At 44.8% G+C, this 21282-nt stretch carries 21 protein-coding genes; 16 read left to right on the top strand and 5 right to left on the bottom strand.

Translation table 11 applies throughout. From position 1 onward, the window contains the following. Nucleotides 1-147 precede the first annotated feature (147 nt). From F9K33_08960 to F9K33_08970, 3 genes are read left to right on the top strand one after another with little or no spacing between them, the layout of a single operon-like run. Nucleotides 148-621, top strand: coding sequence for a dTDP-4-dehydrorhamnose 3,5-epimerase (locus F9K33_08960; GenBank protein ID KAB2879522.1), 474 nt, complete (start codon nt 148-150; stop codon nt 619-621). Next, nucleotides 542-2083 (top strand): D-alanyl-D-alanine carboxypeptidase/D-alanyl-D-alanine-endopeptidase, encoded by a 1542-nt coding sequence (gene dacB, locus F9K33_08965; protein KAB2879523.1) that lies wholly within the window; start codon nt 542-544, stop codon nt 2081-2083. Before F9K33_08960 ends, dacB begins: the two co-directional genes overlap by 80 nt. Beyond that, nucleotides 2083-2460, top strand: coding sequence for a YraN family protein (locus tag F9K33_08970; GenBank protein KAB2879524.1), 378 nt, complete (start codon nt 2083-2085; stop codon nt 2458-2460). Before dacB ends, F9K33_08970 begins: the two co-directional genes overlap by 1 nt. Nucleotides 2461-2492: 32 nt before the next feature. Here the strand turns inward: F9K33_08970 and F9K33_08975 are convergent, their stop codons facing one another. The 5 genes from F9K33_08975 to F9K33_08995 form a co-directional block, all read right to left on the bottom strand. Continuing rightward, a complete protein-coding gene (locus F9K33_08975) occupies nt 2493-3755 on the bottom strand; it encodes a histidine--tRNA ligase (GenBank protein ID KAB2879525.1) in 1263 nt (420 codons plus the stop codon). 133 nt (nt 3756-3888) lie between these two features. Beyond that, nucleotides 3889-5670, bottom strand: a complete 1782-nt coding sequence (ptsP, locus tag F9K33_08980) for a phosphoenolpyruvate--protein phosphotransferase (protein ID KAB2879526.1) — start codon at nt 5668-5670, stop codon at nt 3889-3891. Between the two features lies 1 nt (nt 5671). Next, nucleotides 5672-5938 (bottom strand): HPr family phosphocarrier protein, encoded by a 267-nt coding sequence (locus F9K33_08985; protein ID KAB2879527.1) that lies wholly within the window; start codon nt 5936-5938, stop codon nt 5672-5674. Nucleotides 5939-5957: 19 nt separating this feature from the next. After that, on the bottom strand, nt 5958-6938 hold the full coding sequence (locus F9K33_08990) for a polyprenyl synthetase family protein (GenBank protein KAB2879528.1): 981 nt from the start codon (nt 6936-6938) through the stop codon (nt 5958-5960). Further along, the gene (locus tag F9K33_08995) at nt 6935-7126 is read right to left on the bottom strand and encodes a hypothetical protein (protein KAB2879529.1); all 192 of its coding nucleotides are present in this window, start codon (nt 7124-7126) and stop codon (nt 6935-6937) included. The genes F9K33_08990 and F9K33_08995 overlap by 4 nt, the downstream gene beginning before the upstream one ends. A gap of 129 nt (nt 7127-7255) precedes the next feature. On the opposite strand from F9K33_08995, the gene mraZ reads away from it, so the two are divergent. The 13 genes from mraZ to F9K33_09060 are packed head-to-tail and all read left to right on the top strand — an operon-like array spanning nt 7256 to nt 21264. Beyond that, nucleotides 7256-7693, top strand: a complete 438-nt coding sequence (mraZ, locus tag F9K33_09000) for a division/cell wall cluster transcriptional repressor MraZ (GenBank protein KAB2879530.1) — start codon at nt 7256-7258, stop codon at nt 7691-7693. An 11-nt stretch (nt 7694-7704) separates the two neighbouring features. Next, nucleotides 7705-8631, top strand: coding sequence for a 16S rRNA (cytosine(1402)-N(4))-methyltransferase RsmH (gene rsmH, locus F9K33_09005; GenBank protein ID KAB2879531.1), 927 nt, complete (start codon nt 7705-7707; stop codon nt 8629-8631). Then, nucleotides 8628-9158 (top strand): cell division protein FtsL, encoded by a 531-nt coding sequence (gene ftsL, locus F9K33_09010; protein KAB2879532.1) that lies wholly within the window; start codon nt 8628-8630, stop codon nt 9156-9158. The genes rsmH and ftsL overlap by 4 nt, the downstream gene beginning before the upstream one ends. A 5-nt stretch (nt 9159-9163) precedes the next feature. Beyond that, nucleotides 9164-11329, top strand: a complete 2166-nt coding sequence (locus F9K33_09015; GenBank protein KAB2879533.1) for a PASTA domain-containing protein — start codon at nt 9164-9166, stop codon at nt 11327-11329. A gap of 24 nt (nt 11330-11353) precedes the next feature. Beyond that, on the top strand, nt 11354-11566 hold the full coding sequence (locus F9K33_09020) for a hypothetical protein (GenBank protein KAB2879534.1): 213 nt from the start codon (nt 11354-11356) through the stop codon (nt 11564-11566). Further along, on the top strand, nt 11547-12917 hold the full coding sequence (locus tag F9K33_09025) for a UDP-N-acetylmuramoyl-tripeptide--D-alanyl-D-alanine ligase (protein ID KAB2879535.1): 1371 nt from the start codon (nt 11547-11549) through the stop codon (nt 12915-12917). The genes F9K33_09020 and F9K33_09025 overlap by 20 nt, the downstream gene beginning before the upstream one ends. Nucleotides 12918-12931: 14 nt before the next feature. After that, nucleotides 12932-14038 carry a phospho-N-acetylmuramoyl-pentapeptide-transferase gene (locus tag F9K33_09030; GenBank protein KAB2879536.1) on the top strand — a complete coding sequence of 369 codons (1107 nt, stop codon included), beginning with the start codon at nt 12932-12934 and terminating at the stop codon, nt 14036-14038. Continuing rightward, on the top strand, nt 14035-15396 hold the full coding sequence (locus F9K33_09035) for a UDP-N-acetylmuramoyl-L-alanine--D-glutamate ligase (protein ID KAB2879537.1): 1362 nt from the start codon (nt 14035-14037) through the stop codon (nt 15394-15396). Before F9K33_09030 ends, F9K33_09035 begins: the two co-directional genes overlap by 4 nt. Nucleotides 15397-15403: 7 nt before the next feature. Then, nucleotides 15404-16687: a putative lipid II flippase FtsW gene (gene ftsW / locus F9K33_09040; GenBank protein ID KAB2879538.1), complete on the top strand. Its 1284-nt coding sequence runs from the start codon at nt 15404-15406 to the stop codon at nt 16685-16687. A 1-nt stretch (nt 16688) separates the two neighbouring features. Then, the gene (gene murG / locus F9K33_09045; protein KAB2879539.1) at nt 16689-17795 is read left to right on the top strand and encodes an undecaprenyldiphospho-muramoylpentapeptide beta-N-acetylglucosaminyltransferase; all 1107 of its coding nucleotides are present in this window, start codon (nt 16689-16691) and stop codon (nt 17793-17795) included. Then, nucleotides 17792-19159: a UDP-N-acetylmuramate--L-alanine ligase gene (locus F9K33_09050; protein KAB2879540.1), complete on the top strand. Its 1368-nt coding sequence runs from the start codon at nt 17792-17794 to the stop codon at nt 19157-19159. Before murG ends, F9K33_09050 begins: the two co-directional genes overlap by 4 nt. A gap of 3 nt (nt 19160-19162) precedes the next feature. Continuing rightward, the gene (murB, locus tag F9K33_09055; GenBank protein ID KAB2879541.1) at nt 19163-20092 is read left to right on the top strand and encodes a UDP-N-acetylmuramate dehydrogenase; all 930 of its coding nucleotides are present in this window, start codon (nt 19163-19165) and stop codon (nt 20090-20092) included. A 2-nt stretch (nt 20093-20094) separates the two neighbouring features. Next, nucleotides 20095-21264, top strand: coding sequence for an FtsQ-type POTRA domain-containing protein (locus F9K33_09060; GenBank protein ID KAB2879542.1), 1170 nt, complete (start codon nt 20095-20097; stop codon nt 21262-21264). The last annotated feature ends 18 nt before the right edge of the window (nt 21265-21282 follow it).

The following is a 21282-nucleotide window of genomic DNA, read 5'->3' on the forward strand; positions in this document are numbered from 1 at the left end:
GTCATTCTGTAAGAATCTTTTTGAATTGAATGTCTGACTAAAATCAAAAAAGATTCTTTCAGAATGACGTGACCGGGATTCGGATTTTGATTGTAAATCGGACTAAGTCGTTACCAACAAGAAATCGGTTAAATTTACGGAGTTTAAATGTTGAAAGAAGGAGCTATTGAAGGAGTCATCATTAAAGAACTGAAAAAAATTTCTGATCGACGCGGCTGGCTGATGGAGTTGTTTCGTCATGACGAGTTGGATGAGAACGACTATCCCGCGATGGCTTATATTTCAATGACCGAGCCCGGCGTCGCCCGCGGTCCGCACGAGCACGAAGATCAATCCGACCTTTTTTGTTTTCTCGGCCCTTCGGATTTTAAATTATACCTGTGGGATAATCGTAAGAGCTCGCCAACTTATATGTCTAAAACAACTTTGGTTCTGGGTGAAAGCAAACCTGCGTCGGTTATTATTCCTCCCGGCGTTGCGCATGGGTATAAGAATGTCGGCGGCAAGGAAGGTATGGTCTTCAATTGCGCCAACCGGCTCTATGCCGGAAAAAATAAAAAAGAACGCGTTGACGAAATTCGCCACGAAGAAGATCCGAATACGCCTTTTAAACTGGACTAGTATCCGTCGTCTTATCAGAGAAAAATTATTGATGAAATATATATTTGCCATTCTTCTGGCGATCCCCCTTTCTGTTTCTTCGCAAGATTTTTATTCAAAACAAAAATTGGATTCCATTACTTCCGCTATTGACGCTGTTTTCGCCGAACGCCTTTTTAAGGATTCAAAAGTCGGGTTCATTGCAAAATCGCTGCGCAGCGGCCAAATTCTGTATGAAAAAAATTCCGAAACTCTCCTGAGTTCCGCCTCCTGTATGAAATTAGTTACGACCGCAGCCGCACTCGATCGCTGGGGAAGCAACTATCAATTTCGAACCGGATTTTACACGGACGGTAATTTCTCAAAGGGCATCGTCGACAGCAATTTATACGTCAAAGGTTACGGCGATCCTTATTTCACTTCTGAAATACTTTTGCGAACGGTTTATCACCTGAAAGCCATGGGCCTCAGCGAGATTAAAGGCAATATTATTGCAGATGAGTCGTATCTTCAGGACACGCCTAACGCAGAAACAAATGACCGCGCCTATTCAGCATTCGGCAGCGCGCTGGGATTTAATTTTAATTCCGTTGCCATTTATGTTCAGCCCGGTCAAAAAATAGGAGATTCTGCGCTCGTTTTCACAGAACCGATTTCATCGCTTTTTCGCATCATCAATTACGCCAAAACAACGGATTCGTCCGAAAGTGTTGGTATAAGCAATTACTCCGTCTCGGCTAAGTACGACCATGAGAAAATAACTCTTTCCGTCTACGGATCCATCGGAATGGGACAACCGGAAACCGTGATATACAAACGTATCAATAACCCAGCAATGTATGTTGGAACGATCATCAAAGAAGCGTTTGAATTATACGGCATTCATGTTCGCGGCCGGGTGATCGCAGGGATCACACCGGAAAATGTCAAAACGATTGCCGACCCCCCTTCGTACGACCTGTCGTATATTATCGCGGGAATCAACAAATGGAGTAATAATTATGCCGCGACACAACTGCTGATGATCATGGGCGCGCAGGAGTTTGGCCCGCCCGGAACCGACGAAAAGGGCATTCGGGCGATGAAGCCGTTCTTAGAAAAAGTCGGCATTCGCCGGCAAGAAATTGCAATAGTTGATGGGTCCGGTTTGGACGTTGGAAATAAAATAACGCCGGCCGCACTGGTGCGTCTATTGGAATACATGCACCGTGATTTTAGTTCACCCGAATACCTATCCTCTTTCAGTATCGCAGGGGTGGACGGAACGGAAAGGAAACGATTCAATAAAAACGGCGGGCCTTCCAAGCGAAGCCGTTTAAAGATCGGATATCTGCATGGCTACAGCGGACTTGCGGGGTATATCGAGAACAAACAAGGCGACCGCATTGCATTTTGCCTTCTTACCAACGGATTTCCGAAGGGATATTATGAATCTGTAAAGTATCTCGAAGACAAGATCTGCACTATTTTATCCAACTACTAATGCCGTCCAAAAGTAAAACCGTCGGGAATCGCGGGGAATCTCTCGCTGAGGAATTTCTCCGAAAAAAGAATTACGAGATTTTAGCAAAGCAGTACCGTTTTCGTAACGGGGAAATTGATATCGTGGCTAAGACGGGCACGATACTGGTATTTGTTGAAGTGAAAACGGCAGACCTCACGTACGTGTCTGAATCTCCATTCGGAGAGCCGGAAACGTGGCTGACTGTAACGAAACAAAAATTCCTACGTAAATCAGCTGAACATTATTTATGGAAAAATAAGATTGGCGAGATGGATTGCAGATTTGATCTCATTGCCGTCCGAATCTATTCAGATCACGAAGAAATCAACCACATTGAAAACGCTTTTTGGATGTGACGGTTAGAGGAAAGTGATTCCGCCTTACTTCGTTATGAAAATTTTTCCTGAAAATAAGTATCCAGTTGCGACAGCGCTATCGTCGTTTGCTCTCCGTTATCCATATTCTTGACCACGCACTCGTTTTTTGCGATCTCATGATCACCTAATATAACGGTGAATTTTGCTTTCTGCCGATTGGCGTCGCGCATCTGCGCCTTCATACTCCGTTTCAGATAATCCATTTCACAGACGATATTGTGTTGACGCATCGTCTGCACATACGGCATCGCTGCGGCCGATGCGGCTTCGCCCAATACGACTACATATACGTCAATGTCCGGCGAGGCGCCGAAACTTAGATTTTCAGCTTCCATAACAATAATCAGCCGCTCGATACCTGCCGCAAAGCCCACGGACGGCGTGGGTTTACCGCCAAGGCTCTCCGTCAGCAGATCATACCGTCCGCCGCCGCCCAGCGCATTTTGAGAACCCAAATTCTCGCTTTGAATTTCATACGCCGTCTTGGTGTAATAATCCAGCCCGCGCACCAGCTTCCCGTCCACTTCATATTTCACATTCAGGCCATTCAACAGAATTTTCACTTTGTCAAAATGTGTCGAACATTCCTCGCATAAATGATCTTTCATTAGCGGTGCGTTCTTTGTCAACTCATTATCTTTTTCGCTTTTCGAATCGAGTATTCGCATGGGATTGGTTTCAAGCCTTTTCTGGCTTTCAGCCGACAATTGATCTTTGACGGCCGATAGAAAAGCAACTAATTTTTTCCTGTAATCCGGACGGCACACCGGGCATCCTACGCTATTTATCTTAAAACTTAAATTTTTTAAACCGAGTTCTTCATAAATGGTCAGTGCCACGAGCATGGTCTCCACATCGATCTCCGAGGATCTGCTGCCGATGGCCTCCACGCCAAATTGATGAAATTGCCGCAACCGTCCTTTTTGCGGGCGCTCCTGACGAAACATCGGTCCAAGATAAAATAATTTATTCAGTGGCTGTTGTTCCGTTAGATTACTCTCAATGAGTGCGCGAATCACCGAAGCCGTCATTTCAGGCCGGAGCGTCAGGCTTTCCTCGCCTTTGTCCAAAAAAGTGTACATCTCTTTTCCAACTACATCGGTAGCTTCACCGATCCCGCGTTTAAACAGATCGGTATGTTCGAAAATTGGCGTGCGAATTTCCGTGTAATTAAACCGGCGCATAACGTCGATGATTTTCTTCTCCACAAATTGCCATTTAAAGATCTCCGTCGGCAATATATCCTTAGTGCCAGTCGGAACACGGTAATTCAAGCGTAAACTCCTTTACTTAATATCGTCAAATCACATAGTAAAAATATATCAAAGGGGTTTTCTATAATCAATAAGAATGATTCGAAGAAAAATGGCGGCAGAAAGAATCAGAAGGAATGAAGTCCATACGGCGTTATACGGCGAGTTTTTTTCTGGTAACTTCGGTTACTAACTTTTCGATTTCTTTTATGTCGGACATATTGAGAATTTTCTTCGCTAAGGCTTCGGCTTCTTTACTGTCTGTTTCTCTTATCATTTTTTTAATTTTTGGAAGAACCGGGGGCAGTACGCTAAATTCGTGTAATCCCAATCCTAATAAAAAGATCGTTGCATACGGATTACCCGCCATTTCCCCGCACATGGAGGCGTGAATACGGTGATGTCGCGCGGCCGAAATTGTTTTGTTAATCAGTTGTAAGACTGCCGGGTGAAAGCAATTGTATAACGCGGCTACTTTAGGATTTCCACGATCCGCGGCGAGCGTATACTGCACGAGATCGTTAGTACCAATACTAAAAAAATCCACTTCCTTCGCAAGCACATCCGCCATCAGCGCCGCTCCGGGCGTTTCGATCATAATGCCGACTTTTATTTTTTCGTTATAAGGAATTTTTTCTTTTTTGAGTTCATTTTTACACTTATCAATCAAAGCTTTTGCCTCAAGGACTTCCTTTACAGAAATAACCATCGGGATCATGATCTCAACCTGATATTCTGCAGACAGCCTGAGCATGGCGCGGATCTGAGGCACAAAAAATTCCGGGCACTCCAAAGCGATACGAATCGCCCTCCATCCTAACATCGGGTTATCCTCGTGTACATACCCCTGTGTGGTAAGAATCTCAAGCGGAATTTTGTCGCCGCCAACATCAAACGTGCGCATAGTTAATTTATGCGGATGGATTTTACGGGCAATTTTTAAATACTCCTGATATTGTGTTTCTTCGTCAGGCAGTTCGCGTTCGGAAAAAAGCATATATTCCGTACGGTAAAGCCCTATACCTTTGGCGCCCAGCTTCAAGGCATTGGCAACTTCTTCCGCTAATTCCACATTAGCCGACAGTTGTATTTCCCGGCCGTCTTTGGTAGTACATGGCAGTTGTGCAACAGGCTCCAGTTCTGCCGCCTGCCGCAGGATCTCCTTGCTTTTTTTTGAATAGCGTTCAATCGTTTCCGGAGTAGGATTAATAATGACCTCGCCTTTATGCCCGTCCACAAGCAAGGTATCATGATCGGACACAAATCCGGTAAAATTAGCTATGCCGACTACGGCAGGAATATTCAACGAGCGTGCGACTATCGCAAAATGCGACAACGTACTGCCCGATTCGCAAACAAAACCAAGAATCTTGGATCGTTCGATACCCGCAATGTCGGAGGGTTTTATCGTATCGGCAATAATGACGGAGGGTTCATCAACGGTAAAAGTTTTATGCTGTCCAAGTAAATTGGCCAAAATACGGCGTTTGACGTCGTCGATATCAGTTGCACGTTCACGAAGATATTCGTTGTTCGACTTCAGAAAATTATTCCTGAATTTATCCATGACCGTCGTCAATGCGCTTTCGGCATTTACATGGTTGTTCTTGACCAGCTTGAGCGTTCCTCGAATCATTTCTTCATCTTCAAGTATCAAGAAATGGGACTCAAGAATGGAGCTGTATTCCTTGCCGTATTTGGCTTTGGCTTCCTGTATGAGATGGTATAATTGTTCGCGCGTGATTTGCAGAGCCTGATGAAAACGCTCGATTTCATCCTCAACCGCATGGTCGTCCTCCAGCTTGTATTCAATCACCTTCAAATTTGATGAATGCAGCACATAGGGTTTCCCTACAATGATTCCTGATGAAACACCCAATCCTTTGACGACAACTTCGTCCGCTTTCAACTTGGATTTATCGGATTTGGCAGGCATGTTATTCTTCGCTGAATTTAGTTTCAAAGAGCGCGATGATTGCCAGCATAGCTTTGTCCTCGTCCGAACCTTCGGTGCGTATTCGCACTACACTTCCCATCGCCGCCGCCAGCATCATGACGCTCATGATACTTTTTGCATTGACTTCCGTGCCTTCGCAGGTTAAAAAAACTTCCGAGTCGAACTGGCTCGCTGTTTTTACGATCAGGGCAGACGGACGCGCGTGCACGCCCGCTTTATTGGATACTACGATATCTTGTTCAAGCATAGGATCGGCATTCCGTCATTCAATTCTCTCGTTTCCACATCTGATGGGCAAGCTGAATCAAGGTCTGTTTGGTTTTGGTATTCTTAAAACCTTGCAGGCGGTTAAGTGCGGATTGAAAGTACTTATCGATTATTTTTTGAGTCCTCGCCTGCACGCCGCTGGTTATCAGATAACGCCTGAATTCGTCCAGTGTTTTTCTCCGGATATCTTCATCCGTCAGCGACTGAAATATATTGACCATACCTCGTCCCTGATCCTTCTCCGAAGCCAAAATAGAAATGTATGTTTTTTTCCCGGCGGCAAGATCGCTGCCGATATTTTTTCCCAGAATTTTTTCATCCGAGATAATGTCCAGAAGATCATCTTGAATCTGAAAAGCCATGCCGAGATAATAACCAAATTCTTTTAACGCTTTTTCCTGTCTGGTTTTTGCGCCTCCAAGAATGGCGCCCATTTGTGCTGACAGACTGAATAATAATGCCGTTTTCTGAGATATCATTTTTAAATAATCCGCCTCACGAACATCCGAACGCGATTCGAATTCTTTATCCAGCGCTTGCCCTTCGCATAACCCGATAAATCCTTCGGAAAAAATCTCCATCAATTTTTGAATATGTTTTTCCGGAGATTGGTTCAGAGCCTTAAACGCGATCGCAGCAAGGACATCGCCCGACAAAATCGCGATATTGGTGTTCCATTTTTTATGAATCGTTGCGCGTCCCCGGCGCAAATCGTCTTGATCCATAATGTCGTCATGAACCAGTGAAAAATTGTGCAGAATTTCCACGGCCGCCGCGGCATGAATCGATTTCTTGTAGTTCCGTGAAATGAGTTGGCTCGAAAGCAAGAGCAGAACAGCGCGCAGCCTTTTACCGCCGCTGTCAAAAAGGTATTGAACAGGCCCATACAGTGTAATCGGTTTTCTTTTGGCGATATAACGCTGGATAATTTTATCCATCTCCCGGATGAGAGATTTTACTTCATGATCCGTTTTTTTCAAAGCGAAAATCCGGTTATTTGAAAATATTGAGCCAAGAATATAAAAAAGTAACTAATAATGATTTGAGAATCAAGCGATTTATTCCGCCCTGTTTTTTCATTTGTCCATTTTTTTCCGATAATTTCATCGTCTTTTTGTACCTGAAATTCAATTTTGGTGGTAGGATGTGGGTTATTCTCTTTCTCCATTTCAAGCCCATTAAGCCATTAAATACAACAAATTATTGAATTTTTCGCTTGACATTGAGCCTTAAATGGCTGAACTTAACAAGAAAGTGGGTAAAAGTGGGTTAATTTAACTTAATCGGATTTGTTTTTATGGCTTCTTTTAAAGGAACATATGTATACACTTTAGATCCGAAAAACAGGTTCAATATCCCTGCAAAAATGCGTAATGCTTTTATACCGGAGGATCATGACGGCGTTGTTTTGACGCGCGGTTTCGACCAGTGTATTTACGTGTACTCCATGACCGAATGGAAAAAACTGGAAGAAAAATTTAGAACGCTTTCAATCATGGACGGCAATACGCGTAAACTCATTCGCTTAATATCCGGGAATGCGCACGAATATGACCTTGACAAACAGGGACGTGTCGTGATTCCGCACACTCTTCTGGGATTTGCACAAATCGAAAAAGAGATTTTAATCATAGGTATGCTCAACTGGATCGAAGTGTGGAATCCAAAAATATACGAAGAAGTGCATCGAAATTTTGATCTCGAGAAAACGGCCGAAAAAATGGTCAGCTTTTAATTCGGCGCTATATGACTTTGACCTATCATAATCCTGTTCTTTTACATGAGTGTATCTCGCATTTGAATATCCGGCCAAACGGAATTTATGTTGACGGAACGCTCGGCGGCGGCGGACATACGGAAGCTATCTTACAGCAGAATAATTCCTGCAAAGTCCTTGCTTTCGACGTTGATGAGGACGCGATCAAATCGGCCCAGGAAAGGCTTCGGCCGTTTGCTTCACGGATCATTATCGAACAAGCCAATTTCCGCCAACTGCGCCAAATTTTGGATGTACATAAGATTTCGGCAATCAACGGCTTGCTTCTGGACTTAGGCGTTTCGTCGTTTCAACTGGACCATTCTCAGAAAGGGTTCAGCTACCGTTTCGACGCACCGCTGAAAATGCAGATGAATGACCGGGAATCCTTCAGCGCCCGTGAAGTGGTCAACGAGTACGACGAAAAACAACTGGCTGATATTTTTTTTCAGCTAGGCGAAGAAAAACATTCCCGGCGAATCGCACGCGCCATAACGAAAGCGCGAACACAGCAGCCGATTGAAACAACCACACAGCTTGCACAGGTTATTATGAATATCATTCCTGAAAGGTTTGCAAAAAAAACATTGTCGCGGATTTTTCAGGCGATACGAATCCAGGTGAATGATGAATTAAATAATCTCAGACAAGCGCTTAAGGATGCGCTGGATGTAATCGATCATGGCGGAAGATTGGCCGTCATATCGTACCATTCGCTTGAGGACCGGATCGTAAAAGACTTTTACAGAAATGAGGCGTCGGATAAGATATTTGATCCGAATTATCCCGAACTGTCACAAAGCAAACAGCCCCGCCTGCAGATCGTGACAAGAAAACCGATTGTATCGGCGGAAAACGAAGTTTTTAAAAATCCAAGGGCACGCAGCGCCAAACTTAGAGTAGCGGTGAGAATATGAGTCATCCATACGGCACGATTACCGGCCTGGATTATTCCGGTAAAAAGAAAAAGATCATGGTTTCGGAAAATGCCATTTCAACCGATAAGTTCCAACCGCGTACAAAATATGAAAAATATTTGGAACAACCGGCAACAACAGCAAAACCCGGCGAATCTCAGAAAGCCAAAGAAAAAACAAAGGAATTGAGCGCTGCGAAAAAAGAATTTCCGGTTACGCCGATTAAACTGTTTACTGTTTTTTTCGTGCTCGCCTGCCTGATGATCGTCTGGATTTGGGAAACCAATTATGTTCGTGAAGGTCTTGTAGAAATTGAAAAATTAAAAGATGTAAAAATGGAACTTGAAAAGGCCAATGAATCCATTCAGGTCGACATCACCAGTTTATCCGATTATCAGCGAATCGAAAAAATTGCAGCCGACAAGCTCAAGATGATCCCCTCCAAAGAAAAACCGGGCGTCATTTTTCTCGATGCAGAAAAAGCAAAGTCATTGAATGAAACGCAAAAAGCGACTATAGAACCTTAAAAGTCATGACGGAAGAAATAAAGAAAACCCCCGAAGATCTTTTTGTCAAGAAACGCGTAACGCGTTTGCGCACGATCGCCGTCTTTTTTGTTCTGCTGGCCATCGGAGTCGTGATCCGTCTATTCATGATTCAAATGGTTAATACCAGTACGTATCAACTTCTTGCCAAAAGGCAGTACGAACGCCGCGTTACCCTTGATGCAGAACGCGGTGTTATTTATGACCGCAATATGAATAAGATCGCCGTGAACCTCATCAATTATTCTTTTGCCGCCGATCCGAGTTTTATGAAAGAAACCGACAAAGACAAAGTGGCCGAGAACTTTGCACTCGTTTTCAAAAAGCCGAAATCCGAGTATCGCAAGTTATTATCCAAATCAACAGCTTTTGTCTGGCTTGAACGCCGTGTTTCTGAAATGACCGCGAGGCAAATAAACGATTCTATCCGAGGCCTAATAAAATTGCAGTCTCTCCGCAGGCATTATCCGTACGGCAAAGCGGCCGCATCCATTTTAGGATTCACGAATATCGACAATCAGGGTTCATCCGGAATCGAGTTGGATCAAGAGAGCGAGTTAGGCGGACTAGACGGATGGGCCATCTTACAGGCCGATGCCTTGGGACGTCTGCGGCCTAATCCAGATTACCCGCATCAGGAAACCAAAAATGGCAGAAACATTCGGTTGACGATCGACATGAATTACCAGACTATTGCATATCAGGAACTGGAGAAAACCGTTAATGATTATGACGCCGATGACGGGATGGTCATCATCATGGCTCCCGGTACCGGCGAGATTCTTGCCATGGTCAATTACCCCGGATTTGATCCAAATACGCCAGAAAAATATAATTCATCGAACTTATTTCGCAACCGCGCCGTCACCGATTTATACGAACCGGGCTCCACCTTCAAGGCCTTCTCTGCTGTTGCTGCGTTGGAAGAAAGAGTTCGTAAACCTGAAGATCGTATTAACTGCGAGAACGGCCAGATCAAATTATATAACCAGGTCATTCACGATTCAAAAAAACACGGTACGTTAACCTTTACGGAAGTGGTTCAAAAATCGAGCAATATCGGTATTATTAAAACAACCCAGCTTTTGGGCGAAGAAAAATTGTATCAATATGTTCGAGCGTTCGGGTTTGGAAATGAAACCGGCATTGATCTTGAAGGCGAAATTCGAGGAGAACTGAAACATCCTACAAAGTGGTCCGGCCTGACTCTACCGATGATATCCATTGGTCAGGAAGTCGGCGTCACGGCGCTTCAGATGGCGAATGCGTATTCTGCCATCGCCAATGGCGGAAGTCTGTATAAACCGTTTGTCATTCAATCTATCATTGATCTTTCGAACGACGATAAAACCGTAATGTTCGAACCGCAGTTTATCCGCAGCATCGCCTCAAAAGAAACCATGACTTCAGTCGCAGGCATGCTGCGTGAAGCGGTGGTAGGAGGAACCGGCCAACGCGCTCAAATTAAGGGCGTTGAAGTTGCCGGAAAAACAGGAACAGCGCAAAAAATCGAGCAGGGATCAAGGACATATTCCAAAGACAAGTTTACCGCATCGTTCGCCGGTTTTTTTCCGGTTAAAAATCCTCAGTTGGTTTTCCTTGTCATCGTCAATAATCCTCGTAAAAGCATATGGGGAGAGGCTTCGGCGGCAACTACCGCGCGTGCAATCGTCGAGAAGATCATTAATTCATCCGACGCATTCGCCAAGTCAATCAATCGCGTCATGGCTGAACTTGAGCAGGATTCAACGCTTGAACAAAACGGACTTACGCCGGACGTAAAATATCTGACTACAGAAACCGCAAAAAACATATTGGATAAACTTGAACTTCCGTATCGGTTCATCGGCTCGGGCGACATGGTAGCCGATCAAGCCTGGGACTTTGACGGCGGGAAAAAAGTTTTACTTTTAAAAACCGGATCGCAGCTAACCGTCAGCGAAGCGCAGTTATCCGACGAGTCCAGCAGCCCGGTCAAAAGAGTTCCGGATGTCCGAGGCATGAGCGTGCGCATGGCGATGAATAGACTGTACGAAGCGGGCATAGACGTAAAAATCAAGGGCAGCGGATTTGTCATCGCACAATATCCCCGCGCAGGTAAAGGCATTAAGAGCGGCGAGCGTTGCGTAATACAATGCCGCCCCAGTTTATAATTTACTAACCCGAAAGGGAAAATCATGGTTAAACGAAATGGACTGATGCCGATGGGATTCGTGCATTTTGATCCTGAAAACAGCCTGTCAATGTCCGCGAAGAACGATCATATGACGGTGACAGGGGTTTCAGACCTAACGCAGGAATTGGTGCTTCTGAAAAAGAAACAAATGAAAACAAACCGTAATAATCTTTCGGTCACGATGTGGAGTCAGGATGTCGCGTTTTTCTTATAAAGATTGCGGGAAGATCGGCCGCACACAAAATATGACGCAGGCATGGACGGCGAATGGCGTTTCCACGGATAGCCGCAGTTTGGAAGCGGGCAATTTATTTTTTGCATTATCGGGCGAGCGGTTTGACGGCCACGGTTATGTGAGAGACGTTTTCCAAAAAGGCGCCGCTGCATGCGTCGTTTCTGAAAACTGGTTTATGCAAAATGGGTCAAACTTCTCAGGAGAGAAATTTGTTGTAGCGGGCGATCCTCTACTTGCACTGCAAAACCTGGCCAGGCTTCATCGACAGCGAAGCGAAGCATCCGTGATCGCAATTACAGGAACCAACGGAAAAACAACGTGCAAAGAAATGACTCACGCGGTGTTATCAAAAAATTTCAGAACCGTTGCAACTCAGGGAAACCTGAATAATGAGATCGGCGTTCCGTTAACCCTGCTCAAGATCGAGCAAGACACCCAAGCGGCGGTTATTGAAATGGGCGCCGACAAAAAGGGCGACATTGCTTTTTTATGCGATATGGCGCAACCGGACAGCGGCGTTATTACTAATATCGGAACAGCCCACATCAAGTCATTCGGCAGCATCGAGGCCATCTCGGAAACCAAAGGCGAATTATTCGACTATCTCACGGCGGACGGCGTCCGGTTTGTAAATATCGGCGATGCGCGCCTGCGTGCCCATTCAAAACAAACCAAAGGATTGGTAACTTTTGCAATCAATAATGAAGCGGATTATCGCGCAGAAATTATTTCATTGAACGAACTCGCATGCGCCAGGATTAGAATTCATGCGCCTGAGGGACACTCTTTCGATTTTCAACTGGAGATCTCGGGCCTTCATCATGCCAATAATGCGCTCATTGCCGCATCCATAGGTTTCTCACTCGGTATTGATGAGGCGGACATCGTTTCAGCGCTGGAGAATTACCGTTCCCCATCAAATCGGATGGGCATTCGCCGCTACAACGACATCACCGTTTTGGACGATACGTATAATGCAAACCCGGAATCCATGCGCGCTGCGCTGGATACGCTGATGACGATTAAGCGCAGAGGTAGAGCGGTTGCGGCATTATCGGACATGCTGGAGCTCGGCTCAATCAGTACGGAGGAACACGCTAAAATCGGCGATTATATCTTAAAAAAAAAACCGGACGCTTTGTTCACAACCGGCACAGCATCAAAAATTATTCATGAGCGCGCGGAAACGATATCCGGTAATTTTTATTATGAAAAAAAAAAAGAAATGGCGGCCGAACTTAAGAAATTTATTAAACCCGGCGATGTTGTTCTCATCAAAGGCTCGCGCGGTATGGAGATGGAAGAGGTTGTCAACGAACTGATTTCATAAATTAAGAGGTTCACGTGTTTTATTACCTGTATCAAATATTTGGGGATTACCACATCAGCGGCGCTAACCTGTTCAGGTATATCACTTTTCGATCCGCGATGGCGGCTGTTACGGCTCTGGCGATCAGTTTATTTGTCGGCCCGTACATCATCCGTAAACTTAAAGAAGCGCAGATCGGCGAAGAAATTCGCGACGATGGGCCGCAATCGCATCTGTCAAAATCAGGAACTCCAACCATGGGCGGACTTATCATTCTGGCATCGGTGATCATTCCGACTCTCTTGTGGGCGGACCTTTCTAATACGTACGTTTTGCTTATACTCGCGTCTACTTTGTGGATGGGTATGGTCGGTTTCATTGACGACTACCTCAAAGTCATTAAAAAAATGAAAAAAGGATTGATAGCCCGTTATAAAACCATGGGGCAGATCATGCTGGGGGTGATGATCGGTTCGGTTATGTATTTCTCTCCGGAATTTGAAAAGATAGCGACCGTAACTACGATTCCTTTTGTCAAAAATCTGAATCTCGATTTCGGATATCTTTATATACCCTTTGTGGTCTTCGTTATTACAGCAATGTCAAACGCCGTTAACCTAACCGATGGCCTGGACGGTTTAGCCATCGGAGTAGTTTCGATCGCGGTCACTGCTTTTGCCGTGATGTGTTACGTAACCGGCAATGTGCTATTCAGCGATTATCTTAATATTATTTATATTCAGCAAAGCAGCGAACTGACCATCTTTTGCACAGCCATGGTCGGCGCCGGCCTGGGGTTTTTGTGGTATAACTCATATCCCGCACAGGTATTCATGGGCGACACGGGCGCATTGGCTCTGGGCGCCTCTTTGGGAACGCTTGCCATACTAATCAAAAAAGAATTGCTGCTGCCGATCATCGGCGCCGTGTTTGTCGCTGAAAACCTCTCCGTCATTTTGCAGGTCGCATATTTTAAATACACAAAGAAGAAAACCGGCGAAGGCAAACGCATTTTTCTGATGGCGCCGCTTCATCATCATTATGAGCTTAAAGGCTGGCATGAGACAAAAGTCGTAACCCGATTCTGGATCATGGCGATTCTGTGCGCACTTTTGACATTGACAACCTTTAAGGTAAGATAACGGATTCGGCCTTGGATGTTCTTAATAAAAATATTTCTGTAATCGGCGCCGCATTGAGCGGCATTGCAGCCGCCAGGCTTCTGAAGCGAAACGGGGCGCGTGTTTTTCTGAGTGAGTTTGCGCCGCAAGAACAGAAATCCAAAGAATATGTTCTTTTACAAAATGAAAAACTGGAATGCGAATTCGGCGGACATTCGGATAGGGCGTTACAAGCGGATTGGGTGGTAGTCAGTCCCGGCGTTCCGAGCGACATACCGATCTTAAGAAAATTAGCTGTACTTAAGATACCTGTTTACAGCGAGATCGAGATCGCGTCACGGTTCCTGAGATCACCGGTCATCGCTGTTACAGGAAGCAACGGCAAAACAACAACAACGACGCTGATCGGTGAAATTTGCAAAAAGTCAGGCCTGAACACGATCGTTGCAGGAAACATTGGAACGCCGCTGTCGGACGTTGCAGAATCCAATTCTGAAAACGGAATTGCCGTTTTGGAAATCAGCAGTTTTCAGGCTGAACGGCTTACCACTTTCAAACCGAAAGTCGGCATACTGCTGAATTTATCGCCGGATCATATGGATCGTTATTCTTCGGTGGATGAATATTACAGAGCTAAGCGAAAGACCTTCGAGATGCAAGACGCCGCCGATTACCTTATATACAATGACGATGACGGCAATGTGAAAAATATAATTGCAGGGCTGGGCGGCACAAAAGTCCCGTTTAGCCTGAGCCGAAAACTTTCTAACGGCTGTTATTTGGATGGCGGCCGCATTATGTGTCAACTGGAAAAGGAAGAAGAAGTGATTACAACGGATCGGATTGGTATAATCGGAAAACACAATATCTACAATGCAATGGCGGCGATTCTTGCCGCGCGGCTGATACATATACCCGTTCCGACAATTCAGCGAACATTACATGAATTTAGAGGAGTTGATCATCGCCTGGAATTTGTAAAAGAAATTCGCGGCGTCCGATTCTATAATGATTCAAAAGCAACCAACGTGGATTCCACTTATGTTGCGTTAGAAAGTTTCACAGCAGAAAAGATTATCCTGATTGCCGGCGGAAAACATAAAGGATCTCCTTATACGCCGTTACGGGAATTGACCAAACAAAAAGTGAAGTGTCTGGTCTTAATAGGCGAAGCGGCGCCCTTGATCGAAAAAGATATGGACGGCATTGTTCCGGCGGTTCGTGCAAAATCAATGCATGAAGCGGTTCGGAAATCATTTGAAAGGGCGACCAACGGCGATGTGATCCTGTTGTCCCCCGCTTGTTCGAGTTACGATATGTTCAAAAATTACGAAGATCGAGGCAATCAATTTAAACAAGAAATATTTCAACTGAATTAAAAAGATTATGATCGACACATCGGTTAAAAAACACACGATCGATAAACCGCTTCTGCTTGTGGTTCTGACTCTGCTTACGATGGGGGTCGTCATGGTCTATAGCGCAAGTAACGTCATCGCGCTGGACAAGTTCGGCAGCAGTTCGCATTTTCTCAAACAGCAGTTTATTCGTGTGATCCTTGGGTTTATTATTTTGGTGTTTGCCACCAAATACGATTACCACAAATATCGAAGCAAAACGATGTTACTGGTTTTGATATCCTTTATAATGCTGGTTATTGTGCTTGGCCTCGGACAGATCAAGGGTGCCGCCCGCTGGCTGCAGTTGGGTGGATTCGGCATTCAGCCGTCGGAGATTGCAAAATTGGCCATTATTTTTTATCTCGCCGCCTATCTCGACAAGAAGGGCGAGCGTATACGCGATTTTCAAAACGGACTTCTTCCGCCTCTGATCATGGCGGGAGCTTTTTGCTTTATGATCTTGATTCAACCTAATTTCAGTACCGCGGCAGTTTTGATGCTGATTGTGCTGGCCATACTTTTTATTGGCGGCATGCGTATCCGGCATTTAGGCGTGATGGCGCTGGTAACCATTCCAACCGCAATAGCCGTGGTCATCTTAAGTCCTTATCGACGGGCGCGTATTACGACATTTCTGGATCCGACGATCGACGCGCAGGGCAGCGGGTATCAGATCAAACAATCATTGATCAGTTTTGCTAACGGAGGGCTTACCGGAACCGGCGTCGGCCAGGGAAAACAAAAATTTCTGTTTCTGCCTGAACCTTTTACCGACTTTATTTATTCAATCATCGGTGAAGAACTGGGATTTATCGGGGCAGTATTCGTTTTGATCTTATTCGTAATATTTCTATTTCGTGCAATGAAAATTGCGAGGACGGCGCCCGATCTATACGGGTTTTACGTTGGCGCGGGCATTACCGTCAGCATCGTTGTTTATGCGCTTATTAATGCCGGTGTGGCTACCGGAATATTTCCGACTACCGGGTTACCGATGCCCTTTATCAGTTACGGCGGTTCATCCCTGCTGTTCACCTGTTTTACGGTGGGCGTATTACTGAATATTTCAACGCAGACCGTTTCCAAAGAAGAAGCTTTAAAACGTACAACAAAAGAAAAAATGTCGAATAGTTTTACGATGAATTTTAATGTAGACGATACGACGCAGCAGACCATAATACCTGCAGAAAAGAAAATGAATTTTGAACCAGTCCAAACAAAACGGACCGGATCGCGTTCGAGTATAGTTGGGATAGACTTGTCGGAGTAAGATGGAAAATGTACGCGTCATTATTGCGGCAGGCGGAACCGGCGGCCACGTATTCCCGGCGCTTGCTTTAGGTGAAGAAATACGGAATCAGTTGCCCGACGCAGACATATTATTTATCGGCACCAATCGCGGCTTAGAGGACCGGGTGATTCCGCAAGCCGGGTTTCGACTGAAGACGATCACTATGAGCGGGTTAGTTCGAAGTTTTTCTCCGATAGATGTTATTCGAAATATCCTGATGCCTTTCAAATTGTTCTTTGGCATGATGCAATCGCTCCTGATTCTTCGGCGTTTCAAGCCGGCTATTGTGATCGGCTGTGGAGGATACGTGACAGCGCCGGTCGTATGGTTGGCGGCAAAAATGGGAATAAAAATTTTGCTTCAGGAACAAAATAGCCGTCCCGGACGCACGACTTTGTTTCTTTCAAAATATGCCGACGAAGTGCACTTGAACTACGAGGACGCTGCTCATTTTTTTGGAAAGACAGATAAACTGAAGGTCAGCGGCAATCCGATTCGGAAAGGGCTTCAGAAGATAGACCGCCAGGAAGCGGCCCGTTTTTTTGAAATACATCCCAACAATAAGACGTTGTTGGTTGTCGGCGGAAGCCTTGGCGCCCATTCGATCAATCTGGCGCTTTTGGATATAGTAGAGGAGTTGATTCAACACAATGATATCAATGTTCTTTGGCAATCCGGAAAAAACGATTATGACGGCATCGTACGTAAAGTCCGTCACGATCACGTGAAGGTTTTGAAATTTATTGACAATATGTCCGCAGCGTATTCATGCGCGGATCTGGTGTTGTGCCGCGCAGGCGCTATGACATTGTCCGAGATCACGATGATTGGAATTCCTGCCGTGCTGGTCCCCTATCCGCATGCGGCTGAAAATCATCAGGCATACAATGCCAATTCACTGGCTGATCGCAACGCAGCCGTGTTGATTCTAAACTCGGAATTGAAACAAGAATTGAAGCCGGTGTTATTCGAATTATTGAAAAGCCCTGATAAACTCAAAAGAATGCGGCAAAACAGTTTCGCGATGCGTCAGCCGGACGCTGCAAAAAAAATTATAGACAGCATGAAATTACTTTTAGGAATTTGATGATCGATATTAAAAAAATTCATTTTGTCGGAATCGGAGGAATCGGAATGAGCGGGCTTGCAGAAATCCTGCATGGGCAGGGATATACTGTTACCGGCTCGGATCGCTCACCCGGCGGCATCATTGAACGACTGAAGTCGCTCGGTATCGTTTGTCATATCGGGCACGATGCTAAACATGTCGACTGCGATTTACTGGTCTATACGGCGGCGGCCAATTCAGAGAATCCTGAACTGATCGAAGCAAATCGGCGAAACATTCCGGTTATTAAGCGCGCAGCATTATTAGGCGAATTCGTCAGGATGAAGAAAGGTATCGCCATCAGCGGCACGCATGGAAAAACGACGACGACGGCTATGATAGGAATGATGTTGGAACATGCGGAGTTACATCCGACAATTTTTGCCGGCGGAATAATGAAGGAATTAAAAACCAACGCAAAATTGGGTGACGGTGACTACGTGGTTGTAGAAGCCGATGAGTATGACCGCTCGTTTCTTGAACTGCATCCATGGATATCGGTGATCAACAATATCGAATCGGACCACCTGGACTGTTACCATGATCTTGATGATATAAAACAAACATTTGCGCAGTTTGCCAATCAAACTTCGATTTTCGGCAGTGTATGGGTTAACATAGATGACGCGAATGCCTCGGAAATTATTTCTAAAATATCAAGGCGGATTAAAACCTTTGGGCTATCAACAAAAGCAGATATAAGTGCGGCTAATGTAATACAAATATCTAATAAGCAGACATTTGATGTATTGAATAATCATAAACTTTTAGGGACGGCCACATTGAATCTCAGCGGCAGTCATAATGTAAAAAACGCGCTGGCATGTTTTGCCATAGGCCATGATTTAAATATTCCTTTCAGTACTATTGCAAAAAGTCTTGAGCAATTTGAAGGAACTGCAAGACGGTTTGAAATACTCGGAACGATAAACGGCGTAACATGGATCGACGATTATGCGCATCATCCGACCGAGATACAGGCAACACTCAAAGGAGCAAGACAGGGATGGCCGAAAAAACGAATTGTTGCAGTGTTTCAACCGCATCTGTTTACGCGCACGCGCGATTACCTTAACGATTTTGCACGGTCTTTTACAGATGCCGATGACGTTGTGCTCACCGATATTTACGCGGCGCGAGAGGAACCGATAAAAGGTATTAGCGGGCAAAGCCTTTTTGAAGAAACAAAGAAGCAGCATAAACGGGTACTGTATGTACAGGATAAAAATAAATTGGCTAAAAAAATTCTAAGTATATCGCGGGAAGGCGATCTGGTCATTACCATGGGAGCAGGCGATATAACTGATGTGGGCCGATCGGTAGTGTCCAAACAAACGGCATAATAGATCGTGCAAAATACAGATGACATAAAACAAATTTTTAAAGGCGATGTTTTTGAAAACGAACCTTTATCGCGACATACCTGGTATCAAATCGGCGGGCCCTGTGATTTTTATTGTATACCGGAGGATATTGACAACTTAAAAGGACTTATTGGCTACTGTGAAAAAAACCGGTACGACTACTTCATTCATGGCAAAGGTAGTAATCTTCTGATCGGCGATAACGGCATAAGAGGTTTTGTTATTGATGTATCAAAAGCATGTTCTTTCACAAAAATAGAGAAATCGATCGTCACGGCCGGCGCTGGCGTTTACATGCCTAAACTCGTTTTAGAATGTGAAAAACTCGGCCTCGGCGGAATGGAGATGTTCGCAGGAATTCCAGGATCGGTTGGCGGAGCAATCAAAATGAACGCCGGTTGTCATGGCAAAGAGATGTTCGACGTTTTAACCGCTGTCACTGTGATGAAACACGGCTCAACTGCAACGCTGCAAAAGGGCCAAATCGAATTCGGATATCGTCATGTGAAAACATTTGACGACCCGTCCATAGTGATTCTGTCAGGAAACATGCAGTTGGAATACACGGATGAGGAAAAATTATCCGAACGACGCAAGGAATTTATGAAGAAAAGACAACTGACACAGCCTATTAATTTACCGAGTTCCGGCAGTGTGTTCAAAAATCCAATAAACGATCATGCGGCGCGCCTGATCGACCAATGCGGGTTGAAAGGCTTAAGAATAGGGCAGGCCTCTGTTTCAACGAAGCACGCAAATTTTATTGTTAACGAGGGCGGCGCCCGAGCGATGGATGTGTTACAAATCATAAAAAAAATCAAAGAAACTGTATTCAAACGTTTCGGCGTTGCGTTGGAATTAGAAGTTAAATTAGTTGGGTTTTCTCAGGATGAACTTAAAAATCTGATATAATCATGATTCGAAAAAAACGAATTACAACACAGGTTGATCTGTTCGTGCAGGAGGAGGTTCTGACTCCCGCTCCTCATATGTCGGAGCAAACCGAGCCGCCGCTCCCGTTCGGCACCATCACCGTGACGAGGGGATTTCAGAACCCTATACTGATGAGCTCATTGGATGACGTTATCACTGCTCAACAAGATACGACAGGCAGCAGGGTAAACGAATTTCACGTTCCCGAGTTGAAAAACGAAATGGATGAACGGGAGGAAATCGCGCTTCATACCCAGGAGCCCATAGAAGAAGAACGGAGCCCCGCTGAAGCACGAACAGAGGATCGGGAAAACCAGATCATCAACCGTGATTTCTCCGATGGATTTTATTTGAATGAATCCCAAAAGAAAACCTATGAAGAAAAAATATTCGAAGAAGAAGCCGAACTCCGGAGAAATGAGCACCATAAGCGTATTCTGAAAATTGCAACGGTGGTCATGTTATCGTTTTCTGTTCTTTTGTTGTGGAATTGGCAGGATTGGGTTATCAATTCCTCTTTATTTACTCTCAAGAATGTTTTTGTTCAAGGTAGCATGATGAGTAATAAGAACGACATTCTAAAATTGGCTGATCTCGACATGGGCGTACGTCTGGCGGAAGTCGATGTGGCGAAGACCGCAGAACGCATTAAAACAAACCCAATTTTTAAAACCGTGGTGGTCAGCCGCAATTATCCATCCAGTATTGTTATCAATGTGACGGAACGCCAGCCGTTTGCTTTTGTTCTATTGGATGAGCTCTATGCTGTGGATAATAACGGTATTGTTTTGCCCAGGCTCAAGGCAAAAATGATCTACAATCTACCGATCATTTCCGGTATCAATGCTCTCGCGACACCCGGAAAAAAACTTAACTCCAATCAGTTGCAACTCGCTTTGCGGTTCCTGGAAAAAGCAAAACTACTTGACGAGTCGGTGTATTATGAGATTTCCGAGATTAACATCAAAAAAGACGATATGCTGGTTTATCTCAATACGATCCATGCGACCGTTAAAATTGACGATGAAAATCTGGACCGTTCCGTGATTTATCTTGGAACGGCTATTCCGTATTTCAAACAAAATGAAAATACCGATAAGATCAAAGTAATGGATCTGCGTTATGAAGGACAAATTCTAATTAAAAATTAATTCAAACTTCAGGTAAAG

The sequence above is a fragment of the bacterium genome (assembly GCA_008933615.1).
In the GTDB taxonomy this organism is placed as follows: domain Bacteria; phylum CLD3; class CLD3; order SB21; family SB21; genus SB21.

Bases quoted from the DNA above. Each gene is read 5' to 3' on its own strand.
- F9K33_09020 (KAB2879534.1), top strand. From the start codon at position 11,354: ATGGTTAAACGAAATGGACTGATGCCGATGGGATTCGTGCATTTTGAT.
- dacB (KAB2879523.1), top strand. From the start codon at position 542: ATGCCGGAAAAAATAAAAAAGAACGCGTTGACGAAATTCGCCACGAAG.
- F9K33_09025 (KAB2879535.1), top strand. From the start codon at position 11,547: ATGTCGCGTTTTTCTTATAAAGATTGCGGGAAGATCGGCCGCACACAA.
- F9K33_09015 (KAB2879533.1), top strand. From the start codon at position 9,164: ATGACGGAAGAAATAAAGAAAACCCCCGAAGATCTTTTTGTCAAGAAA.
- mraZ (KAB2879530.1), top strand. From the start codon at position 7,256: ATGGCTTCTTTTAAAGGAACATATGTATACACTTTAGATCCGAAAAAC.
- F9K33_09060 (KAB2879542.1), top strand. From the start codon at position 20,095: ATGATTCGAAAAAAACGAATTACAACACAGGTTGATCTGTTCGTGCAG.
- F9K33_08970 (KAB2879524.1), top strand. From the start codon at position 2,083: ATGCCGTCCAAAAGTAAAACCGTCGGGAATCGCGGGGAATCTCTCGCT.
- rsmH (KAB2879531.1), top strand. From the start codon at position 7,705: ATGACTTTGACCTATCATAATCCTGTTCTTTTACATGAGTGTATCTCG.
- F9K33_08995 (KAB2879529.1), bottom strand. From the start codon at position 7,126: ATGGAGAAAGAGAATAACCCACATCCTACCACCAAAATTGAATTTCAG.
- ftsL (KAB2879532.1), top strand. From the start codon at position 8,628: ATGAGTCATCCATACGGCACGATTACCGGCCTGGATTATTCCGGTAAA.
- ftsW (KAB2879538.1), top strand. From the start codon at position 15,404: ATGATCGACACATCGGTTAAAAAACACACGATCGATAAACCGCTTCTG.
- murG (KAB2879539.1), top strand. From the start codon at position 16,689: ATGGAAAATGTACGCGTCATTATTGCGGCAGGCGGAACCGGCGGCCAC.
- F9K33_08985 (KAB2879527.1), bottom strand. From the start codon at position 5,938: ATGCTTGAACAAGATATCGTAGTATCCAATAAAGCGGGCGTGCACGCG.
- ptsP (KAB2879526.1), bottom strand. From the start codon at position 5,670: ATGCCTGCCAAATCCGATAAATCCAAGTTGAAAGCGGACGAAGTTGTC.
- F9K33_08960 (KAB2879522.1), top strand. From the start codon at position 148: ATGTTGAAAGAAGGAGCTATTGAAGGAGTCATCATTAAAGAACTGAAA.